The 19,080-nt window shown below is 66.0% G+C and carries 18 protein-coding genes; 9 read left to right on the forward strand and 9 right to left on the reverse strand.

From position 1 onward, the window contains the following. Position 1: 1 nt before the first annotated feature. The gene (locus MP11Mi_RS11765; RefSeq protein ID WP_420039101.1) at positions 2 to 1,663 is read left to right on the forward strand and encodes an ABC-F family ATP-binding cassette domain-containing protein; all 1,662 of its coding nucleotides are present in this window, start codon (positions 2 to 4) and stop codon (positions 1,661 to 1,663) included. 9 nt (positions 1,664 to 1,672) lie between these two features. On the opposite strand, the gene MP11Mi_RS11770 is transcribed toward MP11Mi_RS11765, so the two are convergent. Then, entirely contained in the window at positions 1,673 to 3,172 is a 1,500-nt protein-coding gene (locus tag MP11Mi_RS11770) for an NlpC/P60 family protein (RefSeq protein WP_420039102.1), read from the reverse strand. 253 nt (positions 3,173 to 3,425) lie between these two features. Here MP11Mi_RS11770 and MP11Mi_RS11775 point away from each other — a divergent pair, with 253 nt between their 5' ends. The 4 genes from MP11Mi_RS11775 (at position 3,426) to MP11Mi_RS11790 (ending at position 6,864) form a co-directional block, all read left to right on the forward strand. After that, positions 3,426 to 4,535: an NAD(P)H-dependent amine dehydrogenase family protein gene (locus tag MP11Mi_RS11775; protein WP_420039103.1), complete on the forward strand. Its 1,110-nt coding sequence runs from the start codon at positions 3,426 to 3,428 to the stop codon at positions 4,533 to 4,535. Between the two features lie 2 nt (positions 4,536 to 4,537). Further along, complete coding sequence (locus MP11Mi_RS11780; protein WP_420039104.1) at positions 4,538 to 5,029, forward strand: carboxymuconolactone decarboxylase family protein; 492 nt, start codon at positions 4,538 to 4,540, stop codon at positions 5,027 to 5,029. A 166-nt stretch (positions 5,030 to 5,195) separates the two neighbouring features. Then, on the forward strand, positions 5,196 to 6,470 hold the full coding sequence (locus tag MP11Mi_RS11785) for an acyltransferase (protein WP_420039105.1): 1,275 nt from the start codon (positions 5,196 to 5,198) through the stop codon (positions 6,468 to 6,470). Positions 6,471 to 6,522: 52 nt separating this feature from the next. Continuing rightward, positions 6,523 to 6,864, forward strand: a complete 342-nt coding sequence (locus MP11Mi_RS11790) for a thiamine-binding protein (protein WP_420039106.1) — start codon at positions 6,523 to 6,525, stop codon at positions 6,862 to 6,864. A gap of 23 nt (positions 6,865 to 6,887) precedes the next feature. On the opposite strand, the gene MP11Mi_RS11795 is transcribed toward MP11Mi_RS11790, so the two are convergent. The 4 genes from MP11Mi_RS11795 to ykgO form a co-directional block, all read right to left on the reverse strand. Next, positions 6,888 to 7,556 carry a response regulator gene (locus MP11Mi_RS11795; protein ID WP_420039107.1) on the reverse strand — a complete coding sequence of 223 codons (669 nt, stop codon included), beginning with the start codon at positions 7,554 to 7,556 and terminating at the stop codon, positions 6,888 to 6,890. Beyond that, entirely contained in the window at positions 7,553 to 9,220 is a 1,668-nt protein-coding gene (locus MP11Mi_RS11800; RefSeq protein ID WP_420039108.1) for a sensor histidine kinase, read from the reverse strand. The genes MP11Mi_RS11795 and MP11Mi_RS11800 overlap by 4 nt, the downstream gene beginning before the upstream one ends. 29 nt (positions 9,221 to 9,249) lie before the next feature. Beyond that, positions 9,250 to 10,656 (reverse strand): CitMHS family transporter, encoded by a 1,407-nt coding sequence (locus tag MP11Mi_RS11805; protein WP_420039109.1) that lies wholly within the window; start codon positions 10,654 to 10,656, stop codon positions 9,250 to 9,252. Between the two features lie 134 nt (positions 10,657 to 10,790). Then, entirely contained in the window at positions 10,791 to 10,913 is a 123-nt protein-coding gene (gene ykgO, locus MP11Mi_RS11810; protein ID WP_420039110.1) for a type B 50S ribosomal protein L36, read from the reverse strand. 202 nt (positions 10,914 to 11,115) lie between these two features. Here ykgO and MP11Mi_RS11815 point away from each other — a divergent pair, with 202 nt between their 5' ends. Both MP11Mi_RS11815 and MP11Mi_RS11820 read left to right on the forward strand, forming a co-directional pair. Continuing rightward, the gene (locus MP11Mi_RS11815) at positions 11,116 to 11,928 is read left to right on the forward strand and encodes a Cof-type HAD-IIB family hydrolase (RefSeq protein WP_420039111.1); all 813 of its coding nucleotides are present in this window, start codon (positions 11,116 to 11,118) and stop codon (positions 11,926 to 11,928) included. Between the two features lie 15 nt (positions 11,929 to 11,943). Further along, the gene (locus tag MP11Mi_RS11820) at positions 11,944 to 12,894 is read left to right on the forward strand and encodes a hypothetical protein (RefSeq protein WP_420039112.1); all 951 of its coding nucleotides are present in this window, start codon (positions 11,944 to 11,946) and stop codon (positions 12,892 to 12,894) included. Here MP11Mi_RS11820 and MP11Mi_RS11825 read toward each other — a convergent pair. The 3 genes from MP11Mi_RS11825 to MP11Mi_RS11835 all read right to left on the reverse strand — a co-directional run bounded on the left by MP11Mi_RS11825 (position 12,880) and on the right by MP11Mi_RS11835 (position 15,897). Further along, positions 12,880 to 13,653: an amino acid ABC transporter ATP-binding protein gene (locus tag MP11Mi_RS11825; RefSeq protein WP_420039113.1), complete on the reverse strand. Its 774-nt coding sequence runs from the start codon at positions 13,651 to 13,653 to the stop codon at positions 12,880 to 12,882. The genes MP11Mi_RS11820 and MP11Mi_RS11825 overlap by 15 nt on opposite strands. 7 nt (positions 13,654 to 13,660) lie before the next feature. Beyond that, positions 13,661 to 15,439 carry an ABC transporter substrate-binding protein/permease gene (locus MP11Mi_RS11830; RefSeq protein ID WP_420039114.1) on the reverse strand — a complete coding sequence of 593 codons (1,779 nt, stop codon included), beginning with the start codon at positions 15,437 to 15,439 and terminating at the stop codon, positions 13,661 to 13,663. 128 nt (positions 15,440 to 15,567) lie between these two features. After that, on the reverse strand, positions 15,568 to 15,897 hold the full coding sequence (locus tag MP11Mi_RS11835; protein ID WP_420039115.1) for a histone-like nucleoid-structuring protein Lsr2: 330 nt from the start codon (positions 15,895 to 15,897) through the stop codon (positions 15,568 to 15,570). Between the two features lie 808 nt (positions 15,898 to 16,705). Between MP11Mi_RS11835 and trhO the strand changes: the two genes are divergently transcribed. Together trhO and MP11Mi_RS11845 are read left to right on the forward strand one after the other, a co-directional pair. After that, positions 16,706 to 17,557 (forward strand): oxygen-dependent tRNA uridine(34) hydroxylase TrhO, encoded by an 852-nt coding sequence (gene trhO, locus MP11Mi_RS11840; protein ID WP_420039116.1) that lies wholly within the window; start codon positions 16,706 to 16,708, stop codon positions 17,555 to 17,557. Next, a complete protein-coding gene (locus tag MP11Mi_RS11845; RefSeq protein WP_420039117.1) occupies positions 17,550 to 18,608 on the forward strand; it encodes a CobW family GTP-binding protein in 1,059 nt (352 codons plus the stop codon). Before trhO ends, MP11Mi_RS11845 begins: the two co-directional genes overlap by 8 nt. Here the strand turns inward: MP11Mi_RS11845 and MP11Mi_RS11850 are convergent. Continuing rightward, positions 18,594 to 19,046 (reverse strand): TIGR02611 family protein, encoded by a 453-nt coding sequence (locus MP11Mi_RS11850; RefSeq protein ID WP_420039118.1) that lies wholly within the window; start codon positions 19,044 to 19,046, stop codon positions 18,594 to 18,596. The genes MP11Mi_RS11845 and MP11Mi_RS11850 overlap by 15 nt on opposite strands. Positions 19,047 to 19,080: the final 34 nt, after the last annotated feature.

A 19,080-nucleotide genomic window follows, 5' to 3' on the forward strand; every position in this document is an offset into this window, starting at 1 on the left:
CATGACCGCAACGCTCGTCGCGAAGGACGTCTCCGGCGGGTACGCGCACCGCGTCCTGTTCGATCACCTGGACTTGACCGTCGCGCCGGGCGATGTGGTCGGCGTCGTCGGAGCCAACGGTGCGGGAAAGTCGACTTTGCTGCGCATCCTGGCCGGTGAGCTGACTCCGTTGGCAGGGGCGGTGTCGCGATCGCCGGCGGACGCGTTCGTCGGCTGGCTTCCGCAGGAACACGAAAGGGTGCCGGGTGAGACCGTTGGACAGTACGTCGCCCGCCGGACCGGGTGTGCAGCGGCGGCGCGGGCGATGGACGATGCGGCAGCGGCTCTGGCCGAGCCCGACGCGGCGGGCCCCGGCGACCCGAACGACGTGTACGCTGCGGCACTCGACCACTGGCTTGCGACTGGGGCCGCCGATCTCGATGAACGGCTTCCGGAGGTGCTCGCCGACCTCGGGTTCGCCGCGGGCGACGTGGCGCCCGAATCGGCGTTGATGACCGGGCTGTCCGGCGGCCAGGCGGCACGCGTCGGCTTGGCCGCGCTGCTGTGTTCGCGGTTCGACGTTGTCCTTCTCGACGAACCGACGAATGACCTCGACCTCGACGGGCTCGATCGCCTCGAAGACGTCGTCCGCGGAATCAGGGGTGGCGTGGTGCTCGTCAGTCATGATCGAGAGTTCTTGGCGCGCAGCGTGACCCGCGTCCTTGAGCTGGATCTCGCGCAACAGACGAACACAGTGTTCGGCGGCGGTTACGAAAGCTATCTCCACGAGCGCGCGGTCGCGCGAAGGCATCGGCGCGAGGAGTACGACGAGTACGCCGACCGTAAAGCAGACCTCGTCGCTCGTGCCCGCACACAGCGCGAATGGTCGAGTCAGGGGGTGCGTAACGCGATGCGCAAGAACCCGGACAACGACAAGGTTCGCCGCCGGGCGTCGTCGGAGTCGAGCGAGAAGCAGGCGCAGAAAGTTCGTCAGATGGAGAGTCGGATCGCCCGACTGGAGGAGGTCGTCGAACCGCGCAAGGAGTGGGTGCTCGAGTTCACGATCGGAGCGGCTCCACGTTCGAGTTCGGTGGTGGCCACGCTCAATGAGGCGGTGGTGCGTCAAGGTGATTTCGTTCTGGGCCCGGTGTCGCTGCAGGTCGACGCGGGCGAGCGGATCGGGATCACCGGTCCGAACGGTGCGGGGAAGTCGACTCTGCTGAGGACGCTCCTCGGGCGGATCGCCCCGGACGAGGGCACCGCTCGACTCGGCGCGAGCGTCGCGATCGGCGAGATCGATCAGGCCCGCGCACTGTTCGCCGGCCCCGAACTGCTCGCCGACCGGTTCGAGCAGCTCGTTCCGGAGTCGACGACCGCCGAGGTCCGTACCTTGCTCGCCAAGTTCGGGCTGCGCGCCGATCACGTCGACCGCGCCGTCGACGACCTGTCGCCGGGGGAGCGCACGCGCGCAGCTCTCGCGCTGCTGCAGGCGCAGGGGACGAACGTTCTGGTGCTTGACGAACCGACGAATCACCTCGACCTCGCCGCTATCGAACAACTCGAGTCGGCGTTGGCGTCGTACGACGGCGCACTTCTCCTGGTGACCCACGATCGGCGGATGCTCGCGAACGTGAACGTCGACCGGCGTTGGCATGTGGAAGCCGGTCGCGTCACCCAGATGTGACCGCGCTTATCACAGCATGCGGACGACCATCGGCTCCGCGCCGTCGGTGCGCATCGGGGAGATCTTGACCGCCGAGCCCGAGTACGGGGCTTCGAGCATGGTGCCGTCGCCGAGGACGAGGGCGACGTGGGTGGTGCCGCCCGGGCCGTAGAAGACCATGTCGCCGCGCTTGGCCTCCGACAACGGGACCTGCGGTCCCGCCGTGTACTGGTAGCCCGAGTACTTCGGCAGGTCGATACCGACCCCGGCGAAGCCGTAGACCATCAGTCCGGAGCAGTCGTAGCCGACCTTCTGGTAGTCCCCGTAGCTGTCGGCGACGCCGCCGTCGCGTACGCCGAGGGTCGGCCCGTTCGCGTCGCCGCCGCCCCACGAGTAGGGGACGCCGAGCTGGGACTTCATCCGGTTGACGACTACGTCGATGGCCGCAGGTCCGCGCAGTCCGGGGCGGATCGCTCCGGGAGCGCCACCTTGGCCGCCGAACAGAGAGCCCAACGAGCCGTTGCCGAGGCGGGTGAACGTGTTGTTGTCGCCTTGTTCGAAAGGACTGGTCCCGCCGATCCCGATCTCGTCGAGCAGTTTCGAATGCGGGATCTGCTGCTGTCCGACGAGGCTCGCGAGAAGCGCCTGGCCGGTGTCGGTCGCAAGGGTCGACGCGGCTTCGGCGGCCTGTGCCAGCGCATCGTCACCTTCGACGGGTTTGGCGGGAATCGCATCGACCAGACGTCCGAGGCCGTCGGTGGCCGCCTTCGGCACTCCGGGAATGGCAGGTCGCTGCTTCGGTCCGGTGGACTCGGGAGCGGTGGCGACCGGTTTGCCACGCAGCTTCGCGAGCCGGTCCGCGAGTGAGTCCCGCTGGGCAAGAAGGTCGGTGCGTTTGGTCTGCTGATTGCGCATCGCCTGCTGGGCGGCTTGGTAGGCGGCAACGGCGTCGTCGCGCCGAGCAGCCGCGTCCTGAGCGGTCGCGACGCTCTGGCGCTTGGTCACCTCGGTGGCGGCGACCCGATTGGCTTGCTGGTTCCGCGCCACCTGGAGCTTGCGGATCACCCGTTGCTGCTGGCTGGTGACCCGGTCGACGGCCGAGAGCTGCTCGAGGACTTTGTCTGGGTCGTCGGACGCGACGTACTTGGTCATCGCGCCTCGACTTCCGCCTTCGCGGTAGACCGACCGCACGAAGGCGTCGAAGTCGCGTTGGGCGCGCTCGACCTCCCCGCTGACCGTCTCCAGTGACGACTTCGCGCCGCTGTTCGCTTCGATCGCCAACTGCCGTGCGGCAACCGCGTTCTGAAAGTCGACGAGCGCCTTGTTCACGGCGCCCTGTCTGGTCGCGACCGCGTTCGAAAGGTCTGTCAACGTCTGGTCGACGTCAGCGATCCGGTTGATCAACGACGCGACCGGATTGGCCTTGGTCGGTTCGGCGACCGCGGGCCCGGCGGTGAGCGTCGCGGCCATGATCATTGCGCCCGCCGCGCACCCGTGCGCGAGCCATCGCGCACCTGAATCAACCCGCATCTGCAGTGCACTTCCTAAACATTCGTCCCCCTCGTAACACGAGTCGTCTTCTGCACCGTACGTCACAGTGACGGTGTGTGAAACCTGGGAGCGGGAATAACAGATATGTAATTCATCGGCGACCTGGAGTGTCGTGCCGATGGCGGGCCTGCCATGCCATTTGTACTCGACCGGTCGGCGTCGAGTGGCCTCGTCAACGGGAAGATCGGGTAGAACGTGCTCCGGTCACCGTGACTCCGGTTACGCTCAGGCCATGGCCGACTGTAACGTGTTTCACTCGCCGATACCCGTCGTCGTATGGGGTACCGGAAATGTCGGTCGAGCGGCTATCCGAGCCGTCGATGCGCACCCCGACCTCACTCTCACGGCGGTGATCGTCACGTCGGAGGCGAAGTCGGGGCGCGACGCGGGGCGGCTAGCCGATCTCCCCGACGACCTCGGCGTGCGGGCCACACGCGACATCGGCGCCGCCCTGGCGAGTCTCGACGGAGCGGGCGCACTCGTGTACGCCGCGTCGGGCGAACTGCGGCCGGACGACGCGGTCGCCGACATCATCAGAGTCCTCGCCGCCGGCGCCGTCGTCGTCAGCACGTCGGTGTACGCGCTCTACGATCACCGCAGCGCGCCACCGGAACTGCGAGATCCCGTCGAGCAGGCGTGCGCGACAGGTAGATCGGCGCTGTTCGTCAGCGGAATCGACCCCGGGTGGGGCAACGACCTGCTCCCAGTCCTCGCCAGCGGACTCGGCGCGCGCATCGAACAGATCCGCTGCCAGGAGATCTTCGACTACTCCACCTACGACGCCGAAGACTCCGTCCGCTATCTCGTCGGCATGGGGCAGCCCATGGACTACGAGCCCCCGATGGTCGGTTCCGGTGTGCCGACCATGGTCTGGGGCGGCCAGATCCGCCTCATCGCGCGGGCACTCGGCGTGCGACTCGACGAGATCCGCGAAGTAGTCGATCGAGCGCCGTTGACCACGCAGGTCACCACCGCTCTCGGCGACTTCAGGGAAGGGACGCAGGGTGCGTTGCGATTCGAAGTGCAGGGCATCGTCGACGGTCGCGCGTTGATCGTGATCGAACACGTCACCCGCATCGTCGCCGACGTCGCGCCCGACTGGCCGACCCCGCCAGCAGGCGGCGACGGCGCACACCGCGTCGTCATCGAAGGCCGTCCGCGCATCGAGATCAACGTCGAAGCGACCGACGAGGACGGCAACCGGTCGGCAGGAGGCAACGCGACCGCCGCCGACCGCATCGTCAACGCGATTGCTTGGCTTCGCAGCGCCGAACCGGGACTGTACGACGGACTTGACGTTCCGCTAACACCCTCCGTCCACCTTCGAAGCTCCAGGAGTTGACCGTGATCATCGACATCCCCGACGGCAAAGACCCCATCGGTTACGTGTGGGGCGAACTCGTCCCCGGCATCGGACCGGCTGCCGCGACGCTGGCGACCAGCGTCTACGAGCACAGCACCCTCGGGCTCCGCGAGTTCGAGGCGGCGCGGCTACGGATCGCGCAGATCAATGGCTGTCTGTTCTGTCAGGACTGGCGTACCGAACGCGACGGACAGAAGGTCGAGGACACCTTCGACACCGCGGTCGAACAATGGCGCGTCAGCGACGCCTTCGACGAGCGCACCCGCCTGGCCGCCGAATACGCCGAACGGTACGCACTCGACCACCACGGACTCGACGACGAATTCTGGACACGAATGCGGGCATCCTATGCAGATCGAGAAATTGTCGAACTGTCGATGTGCCTGGGTTCGTGGTTGGCATTCGGCAGACTCAACCGCGTGTTGGGCATCGACGCGGTGTGCGTTCTACCCGGCCACGGGCCCACCGCCTGACGATGGGGGCGCCGTGGCCTAGACCTCTAGGCAGGCATAGTCCAATCCGTGAGTGATCGACGCGACGCGCCCGACGAGTTTCTGTGTGCCGTTCCCAGGTTCGGTCCGTAGACTCCGGCGCGGGGCGGGGTCGTGGGGTGAACGAGGACTCGCGGAGGTGTCGAGAGTGGAGCGGACCGTCGAGGAGACGGAGCGTGTGAGGACCGGCGAAGGGCAGACCGTCGTCGGTGACCCGCCGCCTGCGCCATCTGGCGCCGGGAGACTCGAGAAGCCAGCGAAACCCGCGCCCCGCACAGGTGGTCGCGCGCTGACCGCCGACTTCGTACGCGTCGTGCTGTTCGCGGGCGTCGTCGTCGCGCACAGCGTGAGCGGCATCAACACCGACCCGGACGTCCTGCGTTCGGCGCAACTCGTCGGCACCCTGTTGCACGTGACCCGCTACGGGTTCGTTGCGGTCACCCTGTTCGTCCTCGTGCTCAGCATGCGTGGACGGACGATGAGGCCCGTCCAGTTCTGGCGGCGACGATTCGGGCTGGTCGTCGCCCCGTACCTCGTGTGGACGGTCGCCTACACGGTGTCCGACCATCTGTTGATCACCGGTGACCAGTTTCCGGGGGTCGGCCAGTTCTTCCAAGACCTCGGTTGGGCTGTGCTCGCGGGCACCGGCAAATATCAGCTCTACTTCCTGCTCATCTCCATGCAGATCTACCTGTTCTTCCCGATGATCTCGTGGATTCTCGAGCGGACGATCAGGCACCCGTGGCTGGTGTTGGCGTCCGCGACGGCGATCCAGATTCTGATGTTCGCGACCTACCAGTGGTTGCCTCGGCCGGGTGGCTCCGCGTGGGATCAGGTGTACGAGCACGCCTGGAAGACGCTGCCGATGTACACGTTGTTCGTGGCGATCGGCGGGCTCACCGCGCTGCACCTAGACCAGGTGCAGAGTTGGTTGCGCGCCCACGTCGTTCCCGTCGTGAGTGCCTGTGTCCTCGGCGCCGGGGCGAGTATCGCCGTGTACTTCTGGATGACCGAGCCGGGCGACGTTCCGTGGCAGGCCACCACACCGTGGAATCCGCCGTTGCTGCTGTGGCTGGTCAGCGGCGTCGTCCTGCTGTGGCTGGCGGCGATGGGCTGGGACGCCCTCCGCGTCAGCGGCCGCAAAGTGGGTGCGCGGGCGGTCTCGTACGCGACTATCCGCGCATTCGGCGTGTTCGCCGTCCACCCATTGATCCTCGACATCCTCAACCGCGTCGGATTCACTCCCGAACTGTACGAGTGGTTCCCGAGGTCGGCCGCCACCCGTTCGACGGTCCTGGTGGTCGTCGTGCTCGCGCTCTCGCTGGTCCTCGTAGACCTGCTGCTGCGCACGCCCGCCGCCAAGTGGCTCGTCGCCCGCGACCGCATCCCGCTGCGCAGGAAGAAGCCGCAGTCGGCCGACTGAGCTGTCGCGGTGTACCGAACGTGGCCTGCCGTGAAGTGGAACAGTGGACACCATGATCGTCGCCTTCTCCGTCGCTCCGTCCGGTCCACCCTCCGATCCGGCAATCGCACCGTCCGCCGAGGATCAGGCCAGTGTCCATAAAGCAGTCGCCGCCGCGGTCCGGATCGTCCGGGAGTCAGGCCTGCCGAACCGGACGAGCTCCATGTTCACCGAGATCGAAGGCGAGTGGGACGAGGTGATGGATGTGGTTCGACGCGCCACTGACGAGGCCGGCCGGTACGGGTCGCGGATGTCGCTGGTACTCAAAGCCGACATCCGGCCCGGCCATACCGGTGAGATCGACGGCAAACTCGAGCGCGTGGAGAAAGCGCTCGCGAATCGGGACGCCAGTTAGCTGCCGGTCACGGCCGATGCACGTCACGACGATTTGTACACCTGCCGTGGTCTGCCGGTCCCGCCGTACTGCAGGCTCATGCCGAGGCGTCCCGCGGCGACGAGGTTCGCAAGATGCCTGCGCGCGGTCGGTGCGGCCACACCGATCTGTTGGGACACGTCGTCTGCGAATAGTGTCGCTCCGTCGGCGAACAAGCCGAGGATCCGCTCCTCGGTCGGTGACGTCATCGCCGTCCGGTCGTTGCTCCGCCCGCCGAAGCGGATGGCTGCGAGCGCGTCGTCCACCTGCGCCTGGTCGACGGCCCCGCCCGCCAGGAGCCGACGGTATCGGGCGTAGCCGGCCAGCCGTCGCGCTAGCTCGGTGTCGTCGAACGGTTTGATCAGATAGGTCAACGCGCCGGACCGGGTGGCACGTCGAACCGCGTCGCTGCCCGACTCGGCGCCCACTACGAAGCAGTCGCACGGCAGTTCCGCGACGAGGTCGATGCCCGAGCCGTCCGGCAGATAGACGTCCACCAGCGCCAGGTCGACAGCGACTCGCTCTTTGGCGACCGCGGCACGGGCGTCCGCCACCGACCCGACCTGCGCGATGACGCGGAAACCGGGCAGCGCATCGACGATCGCCGCGTGCAGGCGCGCCACGCGGAAGTCGTCGTCGAGAATGAGCACACCGATCTCGGGGCCGTCCGTCATCGCAGGTCTCCTTCGGTCATCACATCGGGCAAGTCGGCGACGAAGACAGTACGCTGCGACGCCCCAGGGCCGCCGGGATCAGCGATGCGGATGTCCCCTCCATGTCGGAGACAGATCTGTCTGGCCAGCGCCAGCCCCATTCCCCGCCCGGCCGGAGCCGACCCGCGGGCTTTGGACGAGACGCCTTCGGCGAACACGTCGCTCGGGTCGTCGAAGGCGATTCCGTCACCGGTGTCGGCGACCGTCACCCAGAGCGTGTCGCCATCGGTCAGCAGTTCCACGTCGACGGCGGCGCCCGTGCCCGTCGCCGCGGCGTCGATGGCGTTGTCGAGGAGGTTGCCGACCACCGTCGTCGCCGCAACCGGAGAAGTGAGCGTGCCAGCCACCCAGGTCTGCGGTCCGAGGGTGACCGCGACACCGCGTTCGCGGGCGAGGACCGCCTTCGCGTCGAGGAACGCGTGCAGGTGGGGCTCGACGACGTTCTCCAAGCCGCTCAGTCCGGACCGGCCTGCCGAACCGGTCACCTCGGCCAAGTAGTCGGCGGCTTCGTCGACGTCGCCTTGGCGCAGGAGACCGGCCAGCACGTGGAACCGGTTCGCCGTCTCGTGGCGCTGCGCGCGCAGCGCTTCGCTCATGGTGCGGACGGCGTCGAGTTCGCGTGTTAGATCCTCGATGTCGGTGCGGTCGATCACGGACAGCACCATGCCGAGGTCACGTCCGTCTGCGTCGACCCGGTGCGAGCTCATGACGACGACGCGGTCGCCGACTGTCGCCGCGATCGGCTCGTGCTGCGGAGCTTGCAGAACACGCCGGATCCGCGGAGACAGACCCAGCTCGTCGACATCGGTCTCCACCGGTGCGTCCACGTCGAGGAGTTCTCGTGCGCGGTCGTTGATCATCCGCAGCCGCCCGCGTTCGTCGATGGCGAGGACCCCGTCGGCGAGCGAATGCAGGACGGCGCGTTGCTCGCCGACGAGATCCACGAGATCGTCCGGTTCGAGGCCTAAGGTGAGACGCCGCCATCGGCGTGCGATCAAAACCGCTCCGACGACTCCGATCGCGAGCGCGGCTGCCGCGAGGCCGACGGTGACGGCGATGTAGTGGCGGGTGGCGTCAGCGACGCGCTGTGTGGAGATGCCGGTGCTGACGAAGCCGACTAGCTTGCCGTCGTCGTCGTGAACCGGGGCTTTGCCGCGCACCGACTCGCCGAGGGTGCCTCGGTCGGTATCGATGACGTCCTCGCCGTCGAGTACTTGACGGGGGTCGGTTGACACGTGCTCGCCGATCTCGTCGGGATCGGGGTGCGCGACGCGGATGCCGTCGGCGTTCGCGATCACCACGAACAGGACGCCCGTCCGCTGCGCGATGTCGACCGCCTCACGCTGCAGGACGCCCGAGGTGAGCGCTGCTGCGTCGAGGTCGCGCCCCTGCAGTGCTCCGAGGAGCTTGCGGACGTCGGGGTCGGCCGCGACTGCGCGGGACACCGCGAGGGCGCGTTCGGCGTGCTCGGTCCGCATGTCGTCGTCGACTTTGCTGATGTGCCAACCGAATCCGACGGTCAAGCTGACTACGAGTACGGCGATCTGCATCAACAGGACCTGAGCGACCAACGACACGCGCCCCGGTCGGCGGACGGGGCGCGTGTCGGTATTCGCTCGCGGCATGATGCCAGCGTAGGAGGAGTCTGGACGATTCAGAACGGAATGGCTCCGACGAGGCCGCCGACCAACAGCATCACCACGGACACGACGGCGGCCCGCCACAGGACCTTCTTGTGGTGGTCGGCCAGCGGCACGGCGGCCAGGGCGACGAGCAGGAGGATCGCCGGAACCAGGGGACTCTGCATGTGCACGGGCTGTCCGGTGATCGATGCGCGCGCCATTTCGGCCGGATCGATGCCGTACTTCGACGCGGTCTCGGTGAGGACCGGCATCACCCCGAAATAGAAGGCGTCGTTGCTCATCAGGAATGTCATCGGGATCGACAGGATTCCCGCGACGATCGCCATATGCGGGCCCATCGCGTCCGGGATGGCTCCGGTCAACCAGTGGGCGAGCGCTTCGACCATGCCGGTTCCCGCGAAGACGCCGGTGAGAACAGCCGCCGCCAGGACCATCGCGACGACCGACACGATTGACGACGAGTGCCTGACGATCGCCTCCTGCTGATCCTTGAGCTGCGGGAAGTTAATGATCAATGCGAGGCCGGCCGCGATCATGAACAGGACCGGGATCGCGATGACATCCGCGCCGAGTACGGCGAGGAGCCCCACCGTGAGCGCTGCGTTGACCCACAGCAGCTTAGGTCGGAGCGTTGCCCGCGCAGGGTCGAGGACACCGCCGAACGCGGTGTCGTCGCTGTCACGGTCAGCGTCGCCGGCGGAGCCTGACGGGCGCGACGAGATGCCGTCCGTGGGCGGCAGGCCGCTGCCGCCGGTCCCCACGGACGCTGTCGCGGACGCGAGGACGGACGGCGCGATCTCGATGCGGCCGATGCGCCTGCGTTCCATGATGCCGAGGTGGTAGGCGAACGCCAGCACGACGATCATGCCGACGATCAGCGAGGGAATCATGGGAACGAAGACGTCGGAGGCGTCGATGTTGAGCGCCGCGGCCGCGCGAGCGGTGGGGCCGCCCCACGGCAGGATGTTCATGGTGCCATTGGCCAGGCCTGCGGTGACCGTCAGGACAACTGGACTCACTCCGAGTTTGAGGTACAGCGGCAGCAGTGCGGATGTGACGATGATGAACGTGGTCGATCCGTCACCGTCGAGCGAGACGACGGCGGCGAGGACTCCGGTACCGACGACTAGGCGTGCCGGATCGTTCCGGACGAGGCGGACGACGGCCCGCACGATGGGATCGAACAGGCCGACGTCGATCATGATCCCGAAGAATACGATCGCGAAGAACAGCATCGCCGCGGTCGGTGCGAGATCTTTGATCCCGTCGGAGATCATGTCGCTGATGCCCAGGCCCGCGCCTGCGAACAGTCCGAAGGCAGTGGGGACCAGGATCAGCGCGACGACCGGCGTCGCGCGCTTGGTCATGATCAGAAACATGAACACGGCCACCATCGCCAGGCCGAGGACTACAAGCATCGTCGTCTCGATTCACTCGCGCCTGCCACCGGATTGTGGTTTGGCGTCGTCAACGAGTCTCGGAGTTGTCCACGTCACAGTCACGCTTGTGCGCGTAACTAGCTTTTCGATCGTTTTGCGCGGCGCGGGCGCGGTTAGCCCTGTCGGCCTTTGAAGCGTGGATTCTTCTTGTTGATGACGAATGTGCGACCCCGTCGCCGCACGACCTGGGCGCCGGGCTGATTCTTGAGTGACTTGAGTGAGTTCCGAACCTTCATGCTTCCAGAATATCGGTAATGACAACCATTAACAAAAGTCTGGCTGTGTTCCGCTCGATCTGTTCGAAGATCGCGTTGCACAACGGTTGTCAGCCGACCTTCGTGCAACGCGATCCCAACAGTAGCCACAAACGTGCGGCAATAGACTGGACCGATCATCCCCGGATATCCGGGTGGCCAGCTGACGAGAGGTGCATCCACCGTGCCCGAACCCGCCGCCGAAATACGACTCGTGGTCTGCGATATGGACGGCACGCTGCTCGACGCCGACGGTCTCGTGCCGGACGAGTTCTGGCCACTCCTGCACGAGATGACCGCGCGGGGCATCGCGTTCGTCCCGGCAAGCGGCCGCCAGTACCAGAGCCTGGTCAGATTATTCGACCGGTTCCCCGGAACGTTGTCGTACGTCGCCGAGAACGGGGCGGTCGCCGTCCGAGAAGGCAGACTGCTGCACGCGGACGCGATGGACCCCGAATTCGTGCGGCACGCGGTCCGCACGGTTCGCGCCGCGAACGCCGACGGCGCGCGGCTCCGGGCCATCGCGTGCCGAGCGGACGGAGCGGCCATCGAATCGTCCGACCCCGAATTCGCTCGCCACGCCGCGACCTACTGCGCCGTGCTGCATCAGGTCGACGATCTCGCTGCCGACACTGACGGGGTCGTCAAGATCGCGATCTACGACTTCGACGAAGCGGCGGCCACCGCGAGCGGCGTCCTAGCCCACCTCGGTGACGACCACGCGCTCGTCGTGTCGGGCGCCCACTGGCTCGACATCACCGGACGCGGTGTGCACAAGGGCGTCGGCGTCCGTCGGCTGCAACAGGACTTCGGGGTGAGCGCCGCGCAGACCGTTGTCTTCGGCGACTACCTCAACGACCTCGAGATGCTCGACGCGGCGGACTTCTCGTACGCGATGGACAACGCACACCCCGCCGTGACGGCGCGCGCACGGTTTCGTGCGCCGTCGAACGTCGAACACGGTGTGGTGACCGTGTTGAATGAACTCCTCGCATGAGTAGGGTGCACAGGCATGACCGCTGACAACCACGTCGCCGACAACGATCTGGCCGCCCGACTGCTCGACGCCCACGTCGAATTCATGTGCAGTCAGCTGACCGATCCGGATGAGTTCGCCGCATTAGTGCATGAGGAGATCACGCACGCGCTTGATGACGCCGCGCACCTCACCCTGTCCGAAGCGGTGTCGCGGGACCTGATCAAAGCCGTCGCACACAAGTATGCGATCGCGTTTCCGGTGGAGGGTGCGATACCCGAACTCGTCGGACGGGTCGCCGCACGGCTGTACGAGGACTCCGCATCCGACGACGTCGTCCTGGCCGAACTGATCGGCCGGAAGCAGGCCGACGACCTGACCGACGACATCGCGCAACTCGGTCTCTCGCGCAGGCTGTTCGAGCGGATGCTCGACTCTCCTGCGACCGTCGACACCTTCGTCGAAGCTGTCCAGCGGTCCGTCGATTCGTCGCGCCTGCCGAGCGGCCTGCGTCGTTACGTCGACGGCGCGGTCGAGTCGGTGACCCGGCGCGCAGCGACGTTCGTGTTGCGCGCCAACAGATCCGAATCCGACGAGCTGCTCGCGGACACGATGCGTGATCTGTCCCGGGCCGGTGCCGGGCCGGGCGTCGACGCCGTGAGCTCGCTCGTCGAACCCGGTGACGTGGAAGACGTCGTCGTGCTCGTCTTCGAGTTCTGGCGGCTCTTCCGCGACACCGACTACTTCGCCCGGCTCCTCGCCGACGGCGTCGACGAGGTCTTCGACACTTATGGGGACACGTCCCTCGCTGAACTCCTCGCCGACCTCGGGATCGGGTACGACGAACTCCTCGAGGAGGCCAACCGATTCGGCCCGCCGGTCATCGCCGAGATCGACCGCCGAGGCTTCTTGGCGGCCTCGCTGCGGCGGCGACTGGCACCGTTCTACGCTTCGCGCGCGTTCACCGAGGCCCTACAGCACCTGTGACAGGAACGTGCGCAGGCGGTCGCTCTCGGCGTCGTCGAACAGCTTCTCCGGGGTGCCGGTCTCAACGACCGAACCCTCGTCCATGAAGACGACGTTGTCGGAGACGTCGCGCGCGTACCCCATCTCGTGGGTCACGACGATCATCGTCATGCCTTCCGTCGAGAGTTCGGCCATCAGAGAGAGGACGCCCTTGACGAGTTCGGGGTCGAGCGCGCTCGTCGCTTCGTCGAAGAACATGATCTCCGGTTTCATCGCCAGCGCCCGCGCGATCGCGACACGCTGCTGCTGACCGCCGGACAGGGTGGACGGCCGGACGTCTGCCTTGTGTTTGAGTCCGACCGCGTCGAGTTGGGTGAGTGCCAGCTGGTATGCCTCGTCCCTGCTCAAACCGCGCAGCTTGCGGGGCGCGAGAGCGACGTTCTGCGCGACGGTCTTATGCGGGAACAAGTTGAACTGCTGGAAAACCATGCCGATACGGCGTCGGAGCTCGTCCGGGTTGTCGCCGAGGACCGAGCGGCCGTCGATGAGGATGTCGCCCTGCTGCGGTTCGTGGAGCCGGTTCAGGACGCGGAGCAGCGTCGACTTGCCCGAACCCGACGGCCCGATGACCGTTGTCGTGGTGCCCGCGTCCACGTGGATGTCGACGCCGCGCAGCACATGATTTTCGCCGAACGACAGGTGCAAATCCGTGCCGGTCAGCGAGATCGCGGCATCGCTGCTGACCAGCGGGTGGGTGACCGGTGGGGTAGGGGTGCTCATGGTGAGGTCAGGCCTTTCCGGTGCGCAGGCGCTTGTCGATGTAATTGACCAGGTGGGTCAGTGGGACGGTCAAGATCAGATACAGCAGGCCTGCGGCGAGCAGCGGCGTCAGGTTACCGCTGTTGGCGTTGAAGTCCTTGCCGACCGCGAACAAGTCGCGCTGGGTCACGGTGAGGCCCAGGAAGTAGATCAGCGACGAATCCTTGATCAACACGATGAACTGGTTCATCAGCGCGGGCAGGACGCGGCGGATGCCCTGCGGGACCACCACGAGCGACATCGATGACCGATACGAGAAGCCGAGCGCGCGGGAAGCCTCCATCTGACCGTCCTCCACACTCTGGATGCCCGATCGGAAGATCTCGCCGATGTACGCGGCGGCGAGCAACCCCAGCGCGATGGAACCGAGCCAGAACGGATTGCCGCCGGTGATGTTCTTGACCACCGGGCCGAAACCGAGGCCAACCATCAGGATGACGACGACGGCAGGCAGCCCGCGGAAGATGTCGGTGTAGACGCGGGCCGGCCAGCGGAGCCAGCGGGTGCGGGAGATGCCTGCCACCGCGAGCAGCATGCCGAGGACAGTGCCGATGACGCCCGACGTGATCGCGATCTTCAATGTGTTCGGCAGGCCGGTCTTAACCAGATCGGGCAGTGCCTTGCGGAACTGTTCGCCGCTGAAGAACGTGTCGCCGAGCTGCTGCAGGGTGCTCTTCGGGGCGACGGCCTCCGTCGTGGGCTTATTGGCAGCGTTCGCCTCGGCGATCTTCGCGAAGTCCGGGAGCTGCGGCGACGGTGCGGCCTTGGAGCCGGGCTTCCAGCCTGTGGGCAGTTCGCGGGGCGCCCAGTCCTCGTACAGCTTCGACCAGGTGCCGTCGGCGATGATCGAGTCGAGCGCGCTGTTGAGCGCCTCGGTCAACTTCGGGTTGCCCTTGTTTACCGCCCAACCGGTGAAGTTGTTGATGCTGAACGTGTTCTCCAGGATCGCGATCCCGTCGGACGCCTGGACGGTGCCTTCTGCCTGCTGGCTGGGTGCGACCCACGCGTCGATCTGCCCGGACCGCAGATTCGCGTAGGCGGTCGCGTAGTCGGGGAACTTGACCGGATCGAGGCCCAGAGTGTTCGCGACGTAGTCGTCCTGCACGGTGCCCTGAACGACTCCGATACGGGTGCCTGCGTTCAAGTCGGCGAAGCTCTGGACCTTTCCGTCGACCTTCGCGGCGAGCGCGAAGTAGCCGAAGTCGTAGCCGTTGGTGAAGCCGACGGTCTGGCGGCGTTCGTCGGTGGTGGTGATCGACGACGAGCCGACGTCGAACCGTTTGCCGGCGACCTGGGCGAGCAGACTGGAGAATTCGGTGCCGACGAACTCGACCTGCAAGCCGAGCTTGTCGGCCATCGCGCGCAGCATCTCATTGTCCATGCCGGTGTACTGCTGCTTGGAGTTGACGCAGATGCTCGGCGGAGCGTCGCCGAGGGTCCCGACGATGATCGTGCCCGGTTTGATGAGGCCGAGGTCGGAAGTGTCGATCTCCTCGAGCGGCGTGACGTTCGGCGTCGTGAACTTGTCGGGCGCCTGCGCGCTCGACGCCAGGTTGGTCGGCGCCGCTGATGCACTGTTGACTCCGGGCGGGGCGCACAGTCCGTCATCGCCGCCGCCGTCGTCCGACGACGAGGAGCCGCACGCGGCGAGCGCGCCGATCAGGAGCACCGCGATCAGCAGCGGCAACCACCTGCGAGGAGAGGGCAGTGCGCGAATCCGCCGCTGGGCCTTATGAAGGACAGTCATGGTTGGTCAGAATATCCTGGCCGAGTACCGCGACCTATAGATACAACCGGGGTGAGGAAAAGTGTCATCTCAAATGACTGAGCCCCGGACCACAAGGTCCGGGGCTCAGTCATTTGAGATGGGTGGAATCAGTGTGCCGCCTCGTATGCGGCGAGGACGTCAGCGGGAATTCGACCGCGGTCGCTCACCGGGTGGCCGTTCTCGTTCGCCCACTGGCGGATGACGCGAGTGTTCGCGCCCGGACGTGCCGATCCTGCTCCACGGCGCGGCGTTGCGCGGCCGACCGACCGCGACGCGGCGACATACGTGGCCACATGGTTACGGAACTCTTCAGCGTGCGCAGGAGACGTGTCGAACTCGAAGCTCTTGCCATCGAGACTCCAGCGAACGGTTTCGTATTCATCGAGCTCTGCACCGTCGATGTCGTCGACGATCTTGATCACGGTCTTCTTTGCCACGAGGCGCCCCTTAATAGAAGTCTATGGGTATTTCGTCGCCCACCTTACACATGATCAGCGCGTCGGTACCACACGAGAAGTAGAAGTCGAGGGAGCCGTTTCCGATTCGACTCCGGTCAATGATTCCGGTGCCCTTTCGTCTGCTCTGATCTCCGTGAATCCGTCGTCGGTCAATGCGAAACCTGATCCGCCGTCTGACTCGATGCAATACAGTCCCGAATCTTGCGACAGGCACGCGAATCGGGCGACGGAAATCGTCGATCCGGATGGGATGCTTCGCGATCGGAACAGGACGGAGTAACGGTTATCGCAGGCGCCCTCGGATACTCCGTCGCCGGACAGGACGGCGACTTCCCGATTCCAGGAACAGCCCTCATCTTCGCTGGCTGGCGGGCTCGTCGGCCCTTTCACCTCGTCGGAGGTGCACGCCAACGTATTCGCGCCGTTGTTGCCCGTCGAGCAACGGATTTCACGATCGGCCGAAGTGAAGTGATATCCGGATACGTCTTCTCGGCTTCCGTCCGCTGTGGACGCGCCGATCTGGAATTCAGAATTGCTCACTCGGGGTGCGCTTTTGATGACTCTTTCGTAGCTCCACTCGGACGGGACGTCGTTCGAATCCGAACGGGCGGTCGTCGGCGTCGCCGATAGCGTTGACGGTTTGGTCTCGGTCGACAGCTCGTCGGCGCTGGGAATGACGATCCGATCGGGGGTTCCCTGGTCAGTGAGGAGCCCGCAGCCGCTGAGCGTGAGCAGTCCGAGTAGGGCTATGGCGGCGATACCGCCGCGTGGTCCGTACCCTTGCACTGTGGCGACCCCCAAAATCGTATTGTTCTATGTGTTCACGCCGCTGCCCGACCCGGAGGCCATCCGTCTCTGGCAGCATCAGGTGTGTGAGTCCCTCGGCCTTCGCGGCAGGATCATCGTGTCACCCCACGGGATAAACGCAACAGTGGGTGGCGACATCCGTGAAGTGAAACAGTACGTGAGAGCCACCCGTGAGTACACGCCGTTCCGCGGAGTGGACATCAAATGGTCGGACGGGGTCGGCGATGACTTTCCTCGGTTGGTCGTGAAGGTGCGCCCCGAGATAGTCACGTTCGGCGCACCCGACGAGGTCGAGGTCGACGAGAACGGCATCGTCGGGGGAGGCACTCATCTGAGCCCGGACGAACTTCACGTGTTGATGCAAGAACGCGGCGGCGACGTCGCATTCCTCGACGGACGGAATGCGATCGAGGCGCAAATCGGGCGTTTCCGCGGGGCGATCGTGCCAGATGTGGAGACCACACGCGACTTCATACCGCTTCTGGAAAGTGGCGAACTAGATCACCTGAAACACAAACCGGTCGTGACATATTGCACGGGCGGAGTCCGATGCGAGGTCCTCACCGCGATCATGCGGCGTCGAGGATTCACCGACGTCTATCAACTGGACGGCGGAATAGTGCGCTATGGGGAGCGCTTCGCAGACCGTGGGCTGTGGGAGGGCTCGCTGTACGTATTCGACAAGCGAATGTCTATAGATTTCGGAGCGCCCGCGATCATCGGTCGATGCGCCGAATGCCAGACGCCGACATCACGCGTCGTCAATCATCCGGACCGGCACGGTCGCGAGTTAGCGGTGGTCTGCGAAGAATGCGTGCAGACCGGTGCGTGAGCGGCACATCCCGGTCGTTGTGTTGGCGGGATTCTTGGGGGCCGGTAAGACCACCCTGCTCAATCATGTCCTCGCCAATGCGGATGGACGACGGATCGGTGTTCTAGTCAACGACTTCGGATCGATCAACGTGGACGCACTGCTCGTGTCCGGGGTGGCGGGTGGCACCGTCACACTCGAGAACGGCTGCATGTGCTGCACTACAGACGCAGACGGTCTCGGGGAGGCGATCGGCGCGTTGTCCGCGCCGAGTGCAGGACTCGACGCGATCGTGATCGAGGCGAGCGGGATCGCCGAGCCGAGCGCGCTGATCAGGCTCGTGCTGGCGGCATGCGGGGCGACGGCGTCGTACGGGGGTCTGATCTACGTCGTCGACTCACCCGCGCTCGCCCGGACCGTCGACGAACACCCGGCAGTGCGCGATCACATCGGGGTCGCCGACCTGGTGGTCTGCAATAAGGCGGACCTCGTCGACGCGACGGTGCTCGCCGAGGTGTGCGACCTCGTCGCCGAACTGAATCCGACGGCGTCGACCGTCGTCGCCAGTGACGCTGCGGTCGACCCGGCGATGCTGTTCGACGAGGCGCCCGAGCGTGCCGCCGACGTCGGCGCCCGGCAGCTCACGTTCGACGAATTGTTCGCGGATCAGCCTGTGGACCATGACCACAGCGGTCACCTTCACGCGTCGTTCCAGTCCGCATCGCTCGCGACGGCGGACGCCGTGGACCCGCGCCGTCTCGCGCGCTTCCTGGAACGCCCGCCCGTCGGTGCATACCGCATCAAAGGCGAGGTCTACATCGATCTGCCCGGACATCGTGACCACGCCTACGTGATTCAGGCGGTCGGCGGCATTGTCCGCGTCACCACGCAGGCCTGGGCCGACCGGCCGGCCCGGACGTCGCTCGTGGTGATCGGCGCGGGCCTCAACGTTGCCGCGGCCGACCGGGCTCTCGCTGCGCTCGTCGGTCGGCCCGACCCCGCGGACGAGCACGGGATCCTGCACATCACCAGGTACATCGTCGACCGGTCGGAGCCGTCAGAACAGCGGTGAGTTGAGCCAGTCGGCGTGGATTCCGACCCAGCCGGCGGCCAGATCTAGGGCACCGGTGAGCCACAGGGTGGCGATCACGATCGCGCACGTCGCGATGCCGAGAATGATCTGCGCCATCACGTTGCCGTCGATGAAACGACGGTAGAACGCGTTGAGCTTCGCCATGATCCACTGCCGAAGACGGGCGGCCCATTCCAGTTCCTGCGACAGAATCAGCAGTCCGAGGAAGACTATCGCCCACCCGGGGCCGGGGTACGGGATCGCGACGACGCCGAGGGCGGTGACGAGGACGCCGACGACGATCGTCACGTAGCGCAGGACGAAGCCGTACCGATGGTTGTGTCGGAGATCGTGGTACTTGGCGCCGAGCTTCGCGAATACGTGTGGCTTTCGAGTCGTCTCGTTCGGTCGTTCGGACTCTGCAGACGGTGGGGTCACAGCGGGCTAACGATTCGGGGTCGCGGAAGGTTCC

Source organism: Gordonia abscondita, assembly GCF_032711245.1.
Taxonomy (GTDB): domain Bacteria; phylum Actinomycetota; class Actinomycetes; order Mycobacteriales; family Mycobacteriaceae; genus Gordonia.

Bases quoted from the DNA above. Each gene is read 5' to 3' on its own strand.
- MP11Mi_RS11765 (WP_420039101.1), top strand. From the start codon at position 2: ATGACCGCAACGCTCGTCGCGAAGGACGTCTCCGGCGGGTACGCGCAC.
- MP11Mi_RS11770 (WP_420039102.1), bottom strand. From the start codon at position 3,172: ATGCGGGTTGATTCAGGTGCGCGATGGCTCGCGCACGGGTGCGCGGCG.
- MP11Mi_RS11775 (WP_420039103.1), top strand. From the start codon at position 3,426: ATGGCCGACTGTAACGTGTTTCACTCGCCGATACCCGTCGTCGTATGG.
- MP11Mi_RS11790 (WP_420039106.1), top strand. From the start codon at position 6,523: ATGATCGTCGCCTTCTCCGTCGCTCCGTCCGGTCCACCCTCCGATCCG.
- MP11Mi_RS11795 (WP_420039107.1), bottom strand. From the start codon at position 7,556: ATGACGGACGGCCCCGAGATCGGTGTGCTCATTCTCGACGACGACTTC.
- MP11Mi_RS11800 (WP_420039108.1), bottom strand. From the start codon at position 9,220: ATGCCGCGAGCGAATACCGACACGCGCCCCGTCCGCCGACCGGGGCGC.
- MP11Mi_RS11805 (WP_420039109.1), bottom strand. From the start codon at position 10,656: ATGCTTGTAGTCCTCGGCCTGGCGATGGTGGCCGTGTTCATGTTTCTG.
- ykgO (WP_420039110.1), bottom strand. From the start codon at position 10,913: ATGAAGGTTCGGAACTCACTCAAGTCACTCAAGAATCAGCCCGGCGCC.
- MP11Mi_RS11820 (WP_420039112.1), top strand. From the start codon at position 11,944: ATGACCGCTGACAACCACGTCGCCGACAACGATCTGGCCGCCCGACTG.
- MP11Mi_RS11825 (WP_420039113.1), bottom strand. From the start codon at position 13,653: ATGAGCACCCCTACCCCACCGGTCACCCACCCGCTGGTCAGCAGCGAT.
- MP11Mi_RS11830 (WP_420039114.1), bottom strand. From the start codon at position 15,439: ATGACTGTCCTTCATAAGGCCCAGCGGCGGATTCGCGCACTGCCCTCT.